The following is a 12,306-nucleotide window of genomic DNA, read 5'->3' as shown; positions in this document are numbered from 1 at the left end:
GCGTCAAAAAAAAATTGACGAAAAAAATGTAAAAACAATATCACAAAACGTGATATTGCCCGCAAAAAAATCTTGTTAACTGACTGTTTTAGATAGACTTATTGATAATAAATCCGATTATTACAAACAAAAAAATCCCTGAGCATTCACTCAGGGATTTAGAGATTTGATAAGTAGATGATGAATTAAAGCTTAAAGAAACTTAATTGCTCTTTCTGCTTCTCTGCAAGTAATGAAAGCTCAGTACTCGCACTTGCACTCTGGCTGATGCCCGCTACGTTTTGGTTTACAAGCTCCGACATGTTAACCACGTTGCGATTGATATCTTGCGTAACTTGAGACTGCTCTTCGGCTGCGGTTGCTACTTGCGTGTTTGAATCGTTGATGTTGGCGACTGACTCGGTAATTCCAACCAACGCTTCATTAGCTTGTTGCGTCAGCTCGTTGTTGCGGCTAAGCATATCAAGGCTGACTTGCATACTGTCATTCGCAAGCCCAGACTGCGCTTGAAGCTCTTCAATGATCGTTTGGATCTCTTGTGTCGAGTCTTGAGTACGCGCTGCTAGCATTCGTACTTCATCAGCTACTACCGCAAAACCACGACCAGACTCACCAGCTCGCGCCGCTTCAATCGCAGCATTCAATGCTAGCAAGTTGGTCTGCTCAGATACGCCGCGAATCACTTCAATAACATCGTTGATCTGTACAGATTGCTCTTTTAGACGCAAAACAACTTGCGCTGCATCGTTCAATGCTTGAGACATTTGCGCACTTGCTTCCGCACTTTCTTGGAAGATAGCCAAACCTGATTGAGCAAGTCCATCAGCTTCACGCGCGGTTGCGTCAGCAGAGGTCGCGTTATCACTCACATTATTCGCAGTGCTTGCAAGCTCGTTAACCGCAGATGCAACTTGCTCGATCTCCGCCAACTCTTGTTGAGCGTTCGCTTCCGCTTGCGTCATTACCGCAGCTAATTCGGTCGATGCAGATGCAACTTCCTCACTAATACGGGTTAACTGGTCCACAGTGTTGTATAACTGCTCTGCGGTTTGGTTTACATCTTTGCTCAGCTTAGAGATCTCATTGTCCCCATCGACATCTGCACGTACTGATAGATTACCCATTGCTAACTGACGCATCACTTCTTGCAGCTTTTGGATTGGTGTAACAATCATGCCAGATAGGAACCAAGCGCCTATCAATGAGAAAGCAAATACCGCTAAAACCGTCAACATAGCGTTATTTTGCACACGTTCATTTTGCTGATGACTTCTGATAGTAGATTGTTCAGCTTGCTCGTTTACATGCTTTGATAGTGTGTTAATTTGTTGGACCATTTCTCGGCCAACATTGCGATACTCTTTGACAAATGCACGGTACTCGCTATCCGATTTCAAACCTTGATCGTATTGGTTGAAGAAAGCAACTGAGCGCTCTGAATATCGCACATAGGATTCAATTGCTTGGCGAACTTTAACGGCATCGTCACGGAATAGGTTTCGGGCTTCAATTGCGCTTAAATCGGCATCAACTTGCTTTAAGCCTTCTTTCAATTCGGTTAGAAAATTCTCACGACGAGAAGCATCGTAAATAGCGTAAACCGCGCTTATGCGCAGAGGGTAAATTTGGTCGTCAATACTCGCCAATGTGTCTTTGTGAAAAACCAAAGATTCTTGGTTGGAAGCAATAACATCTTGCTCTGCTTGAAGATTGTTTTTAGTAATCCAAAGAGCAATAAACAAAACAATCGCGGTAAATAATACCGGAACCAAAATTTGCGTTCGTACTGACAAATTTTTCAGTGATAACTGCATGACAGGGCCTCAGTTGTATGCGTGATGTCTATATCCAAACAAACTCGAGCAGTGCTTATAACAACGTTACTTTTCGGCAGTTTGAATATCTATGCTTCCTTGCGACGGGATAAATCCCAGACGAATAAACAAGTGGCGAATATTAGAGGTCGATCACACTTTTGTCTAGTACAAAAACTCTCCATTTTCAATCTGTTATTGACAATATCCCGACAGTAGCGTCGGGATATTGTCGTTATGATAACTTATGATCACTTATGATGAGATACATTCACATTTAGGACGGTTTCAGCCTATTTTCTCAACGAATTGAGCTTAGCTTGAGCAAGGCCAAAAATGGTATCGATTGGATAAGAACCTTCATCGGTTGGCTCACCAGCAACTTTCCCCGTAAACAATTCGATAGCTTCAGTAACATGGTCAATCGCCCAAATATTAAACTCGCCTTTTTCGACTGCTTTCACGATGTCGGAACGAAGCATTAGATTGTGAACATTAGAGCGCGGAATAATGACTCCCTGCCCGTCATGACGACCTTTAATTACACACACATCATAAAAGCCTTCGATCTTTTCGTTTACGCCACCAATAGGCTGAGCTTGACCAAATTGATTCATCGACCCTGTTATCGCAATGTCTTGTCGGTTTGGTTGCTTTGAAAAAGCAGACACAACCGCACATAACTCAGCCATGCTGGCACTATCACCATCAACACCACCATAAGATTGCTCAAAGGTAATGGTTGTCGTTAATGGCACTCGTGCCGTTTTACCAAATACGGAAGATAAGTAGGCAGACAAAATCATTACGCCCTTAGAGTGAATACTGCCCCCCAAATCCACGCTGCGCTCGATATCGATAACATCCCCATCACCGTAACACGTCGTCGCTGTGATGCGATTCGGTGCACCAAACATGTAGTCACTAGTGCTCAATACCGAAAGTGCGTTCACTTGGCCTACGGCTTCTCCTTCGGTGCGAATCAGCGTTGTGCCGTTAATAAAGGTTTCCATTACGTTATCGCGTAATCGGCTTACTCGCATTTCTTGGTTATTGAGCGCCTCTTCAACATGCCCAATACGGATCATGTTGGAGTTGGCTTGACGAGCAACGTAGTTCGACTCTCGAAGCAAGTTGGCGATATTAGCCGAATGTAGAGATAGCTTGGATTGGTCGCCAGACAAACGTGAGCTGTATTCGATGATCCGAGCAATGGCTTTGCGATCGCAATGCAGCATATTGTTGTCATGCACCACGCTAGAGATAAAGCGCGCGTAATGCAGCTCAGACTCCGGCGTACGTTTCATTTCGTCTTCGAAATCTGCCGTCACACGGAACAACTCGCTGAACTCTGGATCGTAATGTTGGAGTAATTGGTAAGTTCGGTAATCACCAAATAAGATAATTTTGATATCAAGCGGAATCGGTTCAGGATCGAGTGATACCGCTCCCGTCAATGTGACTTCTTTTTCTAGAGACGTAAAACTCAATTGACGAGCACGCAATGCGCGCTTCAAACCATCCCAAACGTAAGGCTGTTCAAGTACTTTCTGAGCATCCATTAATAGAACGCCGCCATTCGCCTTATGCAAGCTCCCTGCACGAATCAGCGAGAAGTCGGTAAACACCGTTCCCTTGAAAGTGGCAGTCTCAATCGACCCGAAGAGTGAATGATAGTTGGGATTTTCTTCAACAACGATAGGAAATTCGCTGCTTTTACGGCTTACCAAGACATTCACTTTATAACGACGTGGCAATTTTTTATCCAAGGATGCCGTCGCAATTTCGCCTTGCTCGCCACTTTGGTCAAGGAAGATATCTGCGTTTTCAACAATATCTTTTTGCAGCTCAGTTAAGTAGGTTTTGATTTCGGAATATTGCGCGTAATCCACTTTGAGTTTTTTGATGAAGTGAGTAATCACATCAAGCGTCACTTCATCATTGAGCTTTTTGATTTTATCGCTGTATGTCTCTTCCCACTCCGTAAGCTCACGAACCATCGAGCGCAATCGCACTTCGAGTTCATCAATAGCATCGCTGAATTGCTCTTGTTCTTTTTTGCTTAGTACATCAAAAGACTCTTCCGTATGAAGCTCATCACCGTTCATGGCGACAAACTGATAATCCCCCTGCGTAGTCAGTGTTAGGCTGATGCCCTTTTCTTTTGCCTCTCGACTAATACGATCCAGCTCGTTTTGTTGCTTAGCTGCCAATTGATTTTTTAATCGCTCAGCGCGGCTAAAGTACATTTCATTGTCGAATGCTAGGGGTAAAGCATTTAATAATTTGCCCATTAAAGCTTCAATATCAACACGTAGCTTATTTCCGATACCACAAGGCAGCTTTAATACCTTTGGTGTACGGGTATCCTCAAAGTTCGCAACGTAACACCAATCAAACAGGGCTGCTGCATCGTGCTGGTGACGATTCAGATAGCGCAAGATCATGGTGCGTTTACCTAGCCCATTCTGACCAATGGCGTAGATGTTATACCCTTTCTCTTTGATGGACATCGCAAACTCGACCGCTTTTTGCGCGCGCTCTTGGCCCACGATTTCATCAATTGGAGGTAACTCCTTGGTCGACTTACATGGCATATTCTCTAGATCTGCTACAGAATATAGCTGCTTAGCTTCCAATCTTAGTATTGCCATATCCACTTCCTTTTTTCTTATTTTCGTTATTTGAGTGTAGAGATTATTTGCTTAATTTTAAGTGATTTACCTTCCACCCTAGATTGATTGGACATTTTATGAACACATAAGTGATATTAACACGCACTTGCAATTGATAATCAATTTCATTTAATATCTAAACAAATCAAATGTTGTGGAGATGGATATGAATATTGAGCAATGCTGGATGCGCTACTTAAAAGCGGAGCAACTGATGGAACAAGGCCATTGGCCAGAAGCTCATCGTTTATATGACGACGTGCTCAACAATCTACCCAACCACATTCATCTAGCGCTAGAAAATGCACAAACTAAACCTTGCCAGTTTGTATGTCTCATTACGGGGCTTAGAGATGCCAGCGTGACGCAATCAGAGATTCTCAACAAACTCGGCTTACAGCATGATGCGTTCTCAATACTCAATCAAACTTACGCGCTATTTCAATTTTTGCAGCTAGAGAGCCATGAACTGATTGAGCGCGTAGGTCACCTACTTGGTCAACAGAGCGAAGACTTGTTAGCTCACATGGCGGCATTTTGCTCTGCCCAACGTAATGCTCAATGGATGATAGAACTCGAGCACGTAACGCGCGCACATGAGCAGTTCTTACATTTGCAAGCAATGAGTTCGGCAAAATCTTCGCCTTCTCACCTGTATAATTAATCTAAAGCTCAAGCATTGAGGACAACTAGGTTTGTGCTGTCCATTACTTGAGTATCATTTGCTTTATCAACCACAAGGATCTGTGATGTCTTCTAAAACCATTCTTTCGGTGAACAACCTATCAGTCAGCTTTACGACAAACGATGGTATCGTCGATGCAGTAAAGAATGTTAGCTTCGATTTAAAAGCAGGCGAGACGCTGTCCATCGTTGGCGAATCTGGCTCTGGCAAGTCAGTATCAACCAATGCACTGATGAAACTACTGCCAGACAACGCTATTTTGCATGAAAGCTCATCCATCATGTTTGAGGGTAGCTCCATCTTGGATAAAACAGAGCGTGAAATGCAAAGTATTCGCGGTGATCGCATTGGCATGATTTTTCAAGAGCCGATGACCTCACTAAACCCGTACATGCGGGTGGGTATCCAAGTCGCTGAGGCCATCATGTGTCACCGCCCGGTCGACAAACGAACAGCAAAAGCAAAGGTGTTAGAGCTGTTTGAATTGGTTCATATGCCAAACCCAGAAAAAGCGTACAACAAGTACCCACACGAATTTTCTGGTGGTCAATTGCAACGTATCATGATTGCGATGGCACTGATTAACGAGCCCGATATTTTGATCGCCGACGAACCAACAACGGCGTTGGATGTCACGGTTCAAGCAGAAGTGTTGCACCTGATTAAAGAAATTCAGGCTCAGATGGGCATGGCAATCCTATTTATTACTCATGACTTAGGCGTCGTAAAACACTTTGCAGATCGTGTCATTGTGATGTGTAAAGGAGAAGTCGTCGAAGAAGGCGAAACGCAAACACTCTTCGAGGACCCAAAGCACGAATACACACGTATGCTAATCAACTCGATTCCTAAAGGCAGTAAGGAGCCTATTAGCGAAAGTGCTACACAGCTTTTAAAGGCCGACGATATACGAGTCAAATTCTTGGTAAAGTCGCATTTTATTGCGAGCAAGAATGAGTACTTCGAAGCGGTAAAAGGCATTTCTCTTGAGCTTAAACAAGGAGAGACCCTCGGGATCGTTGGGGAGTCCGGTTCAGGTAAGTCTACACTCGGCCGAGCTTTGATAGGTCTACTGCCCTCAACTGGCAAAATAGAATATAAAGGCCAAGATATGGCCTTGCTGACAAACAAAGAACGTTTTGAGCTGAAAAAAGACGTTCAGATGGTATTCCAAGACCCTTATGGTTCGCTTTCTCCTCGTATGACTATCGGCGAGATCATCACAGAAGGATTAACTGTCCACCAACCAATGTTGAGTAAAAAAGAACGTATGCAGAAAGCGCGCAACGTGCTCCGTGAGGTCCGCTTAGATCCCGCGTCCATCAACCGTTATCCGCACGAGTTTTCAGGAGGCCAGCGTCAGCGTATTGCTATCGCGCGAGCACTGATCCTTGAACCTTCGTTTATTCTGCTTGATGAGCCAACCTCTGCATTAGACCGCTCGGTGCAACTGACAGTGATTGACCTTCTGAAAGATTTGCAGAAAAAGCATAACATTGGCTACTTGTTTATTAGCCACGATCTATCAGTCGTCAAAGCCCTTTCTGATCGTGTTCTTGTCATGCAAAAAGGCGAGGTCATGGAACAAGGTACAGCCGAAAATATTTTCCAAAACCCTAAAAATGACTACACGAAAAAACTGATAGATGCCTCATTTGATCTTGAAAACAGTGAAAATCAGCACAATGCGGCTTAGGTTCATCACAGTTTCATATTCATAAACTAGGATTAAGAAAAGGTGATAAATTCATCTTGTCTTAAGAATGGCGTAGCTGCCTTTCGGTTTGGCCGCCGAGACTGGTTGGTTCAAGGGTCAGACTTAGTCAACCTGGCTCAAATACTGGCAAACAGTATGAATTGAGTTCCCCCAACCATGAAAAATGCCGCGACACTGTCGCGGCATTTTTTTATTCTCAGAAGTTTCTAACAACTAGGGCATTAAATCGACTCAATACCCATATTATGTAACGTAAATGCATACACGTCTGTGGTGAGGTCAATTTGCTTACTCAGCGGCATTCCTGCACCATGACCGGCATTAACATCAATGCGTATCAATACTGGATTAGCGCCTTGCTGTTTGTCTTGCAGCTCCGCAATAAATTTGTACGAATGTGCTGGCACAACTCGGTCGTCGTGATCAGCAGTTGTCACCAAGGTAGCAGGATATTGCACGCCTTCTTTTACATTGTGAACAGGAGAGTAACCAAGCAAGTATTGGAACATCGCTTCACTTTGCTCCGACGTGCCATAGTCATACTTCCAGCCTTCTCCAGAAGTAAACGTGTGATAACGCAGCATATCAAGCACGCCAACCGCAGGCAGCGCGACTTTGAATAGTTCAGGGCGTTGCGTCATACACGCTCCAACTAACAAACCACCATTAGAACCACCGCGAATCGCTAGGCGATCCGAGCTAGTGTAGTCGTTTTCAATCAGGTATTCCGCCGCCGCAATAAAGTCATCAAACACGTTTTGCTTTTGCTGCTGAGTGCCTGCGTTGTGCCAGGCTTTACCGTATTCACCGCCGCCTCGCATGTTGGCGACAGCGTATATACCCCCCAACTCTAGCCAGTTGGCTACATTGCCAGAAAACATTGGAGTAAGGCTGATGTTAAAACCGCCGTAACCATACAACATGGTTGGTGCTCTACCATCAAGTGCAATGCCCTTCTTGTATGAGATGATCATCGGAACTTGCGTGCCGTCTTTTGAGGTGTAAAACACCTGTTTTGATTCATACTCATTACGATCGAACGGTGCCTTTGATTCCTGAAACAGTGTCGATTCACCAGATTCGACATCAAATGAGAAAATCGTCGGAGGCGTCACGTAGTTAGTGAATGTGTAATAAAGTGTGGTTTCTTCTTTTTTACCCGCCAGACCATAAGCCGTGCCTTCTCCCGGCAATTGTACATCTCGAATCCACTCACCTTGGTAGTTAAACTGCTGCACTTTAGAAAGCACATCTACCATATAAGTCGCAAACAGATAACCGCCACCTTTGCTGATTTCTAACGGCTGTTCTTGTTCAGCAATCACGTCAGCCCATTGTTCTGTCTGAGTGTTGTAGCTGACAACTTTGCCATTCGGCGCGTCTAGGTTGGTGTAAAGCAGCAAGGTTGCGTCTTGGCTATCAATTAAGTAGGTGTCTCCTTGCGTTGTCTCGCGCAGCGTCACAATTGCCTGTAACTCAGACTGTAAATCAATATAAAACAGACGATTACCCGATGTAGATTCTGCGCCAGAGATAATGAGGAAGCGATCATCTGTCGTCGTCGTACCAGACACATAACGATGAACTTGCGTATCCAACTCACCAAAAATCACTTTATCTTCAGATTGAGGGGTACCAAGTTCATGATAATAAAGCTTGTGATGCTCAGTTCGAGCAGACAACTCGCTGCCTTGCGGCTTATCGTAGCTTGAGTAATAGAAGCCTTTGCTGCCCAGCCAAGAAATCGACGTAAACTTCGCATCAACAATCTCAGGCTCTAACTGTTCTTTGGTTTCCATATCAATGACAAAGATCTTACGCCAATCACTACCCCCTTCTGAGATGGAATACGCGACCAAACGGTAGTCTTTAGAGAAGCTGACTTCGCCAAGAGAGGTCGTGCCCTCTTCGGAGAAAGTATTTGGATCAAGGAAAACCTCGGCTTCTCCCTCGCCTTTACGTCGATACAATACGCTTTGGTTTTGCAAACCGTCGTTTTTGTAGAAGTAGGTGTAGTCACCACGTACAAATGGCTGGGAATATTTTTCGTAGTTTTGACTGTTCGCCACTAAGTCACGGATTTGTTGGCGGTACGGTATCTGACCAAGGAAATCGAAGGTGACCGAATTTTGACCCGAAACCCATTGTGCGGTTTCTTCACTGCGATCATCTTCTAACCAGCGATAAGGGTCGGCAATGTCGTGACCAAAATAAGTGTCCACGACAGAATCTTTACGTGTTTTTGGGTAATGCATAACGTCCGTGTTACTCCGTTGTTTTTATTAAGTTGTTTATCTTCAATCGTTTTATTGCGGTGATTACCTTAGAGCACCCAATTTTGATTTCAACGACATTGTTTTAAATCTATGAAGAACCTAGAAATAATGAGATATCGTTAAGTACCGGTCACGAATGTGCTCAATAAGCAGCTTCACTTTGTTCGGTGGTTGACGAGTAAACGGATACACCGCGTAGATACCCAACTTTTTACCTACTAGTTCAGGAAAAATATCCACCAGTTGGCCATTGCGAATATCATGATACACCAAGCATCGCGGGACGTAAGCTATACCATGGCCGCCCAGAGCGGCTTTACGTAATGCGGTCGCGTTATCAGTAGAAAAGCAGCCCGATACTTTGACGATGTAATTGCCATCTTCTCCTTTAAACTCCCAATCCGTTGCACCTGTGGTTTGGTAAGCGTATTGCAGACAATTGTGCGTGGTGAGATCAATCGGCTCGATCGGTTTCCCATTTTTCGCAATATAAGAAGGTGACGCGCATACCACCCATTGGGAATCGAGAATATGTCGTGCGATCAAACTAGAGTCGGCTAGGTAGCCAGTTCGAATGACTAAATCGTAACCATCAGCCACTAAATCGACAAAGCGATTATCCAATGACATGTCCACGGTCAGACCCGGATGAAGGTTACAAAACTCGGCAACAGCATCAGCAAGTATCAAATCTCCAGAGATACACGGCACGGACATTTTTATATGACCGCTCACATTCTCTCCAAAGCCTGCAACAGCATCCATAGCCTCCTGAGTGGCCTGCTTCACATTTTTAGCACTGTGGAGTAACACCTTACCTGCCTCGGTCAAGGTTAATTTGCGCGTTGTTCGATATAATAGCTGAGCCCCTATTTCTTCCTCCAACCTCGCCATTCTTTTGCTAACTACCGAATTTGTAAGGTTATTTGCCTCTGCAACCTTACTAAAGCTGCCAAGTTCGATTACTTGAGAAAATAGGATTAAGTCGTCTGCTCTCATACCATTATGTCACTTTTGGAATTAATTATTTTCATTATTTCCCTATATCAACAAAAAATAAAGGAGTAAATTCACGCCAAATTAACAAAACCATTACAACAAAAAGTCACCTCTACAGCGGATTGACACCGTTCGAGAAGTCAGCGTACGAAGGATGTACAAATGAGTGAAACCCTACTTGCCCTAGTGGCATTTTCGCCAATTGTTGTTGCCGCCATCTTATTGGTTGGTCTCAACTGGCCTGCTAAAAAAGCCATGCCTGTTGCGTTCGGTCTAACCGTCGCTATCGCACTAATGTTTTGGGATATGTCAGCCAATCGCGTACTGGCCTCCGTATTCCAAGGACTGGGCATTACTGTCTCTGTTCTATGGATCGTGTTTGGTGCCATCTTCTTGCTCAACACTTTAAAACACACTGGAGCGATCACCACAATCCGTAATGGATTTACCGATATTTCGGCTGACCGCCGTGTACAAGCCATCATCATTGCTTGGTGCTTTGGCTCGTTCATTGAAGGCGCATCTGGGTTCGGTACCCCGGCAGCAATCGCTGCACCACTACTGGTTGCAATCGGCTTCCCTGCGCTAGCCGCTGTCCTTATGGGCATGATGATTCAGTCTACGCCTGTTTCATTCGGCGCGGTAGGCACGCCTATCATCGTAGGTGTAAACAAAGGTTTAGACACCCATAACATCAGTGAGTCGTTGGCCGCACAAGGTGCAACGTGGGAAATGTACCTGCAAGATATCACAGCACACGTTGCTGTCATTCACGCAGTCGTAGGTACGATGATCCCGGTATTAATGGCGATGATGTTAACACGTTTTTTCGGCAAGAACAGAAGCTGGAGTGAAGGCCTGGATATTCTACCATTTGCGCTATTCGCTGGTGTCTCTTTCACCGTTCCATACGCGTTAACCGGCGTATTCTTGGGCGCAGAGTTTCCTTCACTTATCGGTGGTTTGGTTGGTCTGTCTATCGTTGTTACCGCAGCGAAAAAAGGCTTCTTAGTACCAAAGACTAAGTGGGATTTCGAAAGCGAAGACAAATGGCCTGCAGAGTGGTTAGGTTCGCTAAAAGTCGATCTAAACGACAATCCGGGCAAGCCAATGAGCATCGTAAAAGCTTGGGTTCCATATGTAATGCTGGCAGTTATTCTCGTCGCAAGCCGCGTAAGCCCTGAGCTGAAAGGCTTTGTACAAAGCGTAAGTTTGTCGTTCAGCAACATTCTTGGTGAGACTGGCGTTAGCGCTGCGATTCAGCCGTTATACCTTCCTGGTGGCATTCTGGTGTTTGTCGCACTACTTGCTGCAATGTTACAAAGCGGTAGTGTAAAGCCATTGCGTGAAGCGTTTGGCGAGTCAAGCAAAACACTGATTGGGGCGGGTTTTGTCTTGGTATTTACCATTCCGATGGTTCGTATCTTTATCAACTCAGGCATCAACGGTGCTGACCTAGCAAGTATGCCCGTCACAACCGCAAACTTCGCCTCTGACCTTGTTGGTTCTGCGTTCCCAGCGCTGAGTGCCACCGTTGGTGCACTGGGTGCGTTCATCGCTGGCTCAAACACGGTATCAAATATGATGTTCAGCCAGTTCCAATTCGAAGTGGCACAAACGTTGTCTATTTCGAGTGTGATTGTTGTATCACTCCAAGCCGTCGGTGCTGCCGCAGGTAACATGATTGCGATTCACAACGTTGTTGCCGCATCAGCCACGGTAGGTTTGCTTGGTCGAGAAGGCGCAACATTGCGTAAAACGATTATCCCTACGTTCTACTACATTGTAATGACAGGCATTATTGGATTGGTGCTGATTTATGGCTTCCAAATGACAGATGTCTTAATGAAGTAACGCGAAATGCAGGGTTTACAGCCCTGCCTAATTTGACACAGCTGTCTGCACTACTACCCCGACATGTTGATTTAGCTTGCTACATCAATTCCCCCGACAGCTGTGTCACCCTTTCCAGTTTGCATAACTGATTGAGTGATTTAATAAAATTTTTCAACCAATTATGTAAATGGGTTACCAACATCACCGATTCAAACGTAAGTGAACCATAGGTAACTATACTCATTTTGATGTCTTCACTGCTTTGCGATGAAGGCTCAACGAAAGAGCAAATTGCTCCACAACT

General features: G+C 44.8%; 7 protein-coding genes. 3 read left to right on the top strand and 4 right to left on the bottom strand.

What is annotated here, in order from left to right; genetic code table 11:
- Nucleotides 1–185: 185 nt before the first annotated feature.
- Nucleotides 186–1,814, bottom strand: a complete 1,629-nt coding sequence (locus KJB35_RS04020) for a methyl-accepting chemotaxis protein (RefSeq protein ID WP_005375120.1) — start codon at nucleotides 1,812–1,814, stop codon at nucleotides 186–188.
- A 293-nt stretch (nucleotides 1,815–2,107) separates the two neighbouring features.
- Entirely contained in the window at nucleotides 2,108–4,468 is a 2,361-nt protein-coding gene (locus tag KJB35_RS04015; RefSeq protein ID WP_005375118.1) for a Lon protease family protein, read from the bottom strand.
- A gap of 187 nt (nucleotides 4,469–4,655) precedes the next feature.
- Here KJB35_RS04015 and KJB35_RS04010 point away from each other — a divergent pair, with 187 nt between their 5' ends.
- Nucleotides 4,656–5,153, top strand: a complete 498-nt coding sequence (locus tag KJB35_RS04010) for a hypothetical protein (protein WP_005375116.1) — start codon at nucleotides 4,656–4,658, stop codon at nucleotides 5,151–5,153.
- A gap of 85 nt (nucleotides 5,154–5,238) precedes the next feature.
- Nucleotides 5,239–6,870 (top strand): ABC transporter ATP-binding protein, encoded by a 1,632-nt coding sequence (locus tag KJB35_RS04005; protein WP_238842797.1) that lies wholly within the window; start codon nucleotides 5,239–5,241, stop codon nucleotides 6,868–6,870.
- A gap of 242 nt (nucleotides 6,871–7,112) precedes the next feature.
- Here KJB35_RS04005 and KJB35_RS04000 read toward each other — a convergent pair whose 3' ends face one another.
- Together KJB35_RS04000 and KJB35_RS03995 are read right to left on the bottom strand one after the other, a co-directional pair.
- The gene (locus KJB35_RS04000) at nucleotides 7,113–9,146 is read right to left on the bottom strand and encodes a prolyl oligopeptidase family protein (protein WP_238842796.1); all 2,034 of its coding nucleotides are present in this window, start codon (nucleotides 9,144–9,146) and stop codon (nucleotides 7,113–7,115) included.
- A 120-nt stretch (nucleotides 9,147–9,266) separates the two neighbouring features.
- Nucleotides 9,267–10,166, bottom strand: coding sequence for a LysR family transcriptional regulator (locus tag KJB35_RS03995; protein ID WP_005375112.1), 900 nt, complete (start codon nucleotides 10,164–10,166; stop codon nucleotides 9,267–9,269).
- Between the two features lie 162 nt (nucleotides 10,167–10,328).
- Here KJB35_RS03995 and KJB35_RS03990 point away from each other — a divergent pair, with 162 nt between their 5' ends.
- A complete protein-coding gene (locus tag KJB35_RS03990) occupies nucleotides 10,329–12,020 on the top strand; it encodes an L-lactate permease (RefSeq protein WP_005375111.1) in 1,692 nt (563 codons plus the stop codon).
- The last annotated feature ends 286 nt before the right edge of the window (nucleotides 12,021–12,306 follow it).

The sequence above is a fragment of the Vibrio sp. D431a genome (assembly GCF_030248655.1).
In the GTDB taxonomy this organism is placed as follows: Bacteria; Pseudomonadota; Gammaproteobacteria; order Enterobacterales; family Vibrionaceae; genus Vibrio; species Vibrio alginolyticus.
This window is presented reverse-complemented; position numbering and strand designations above follow the sequence as displayed.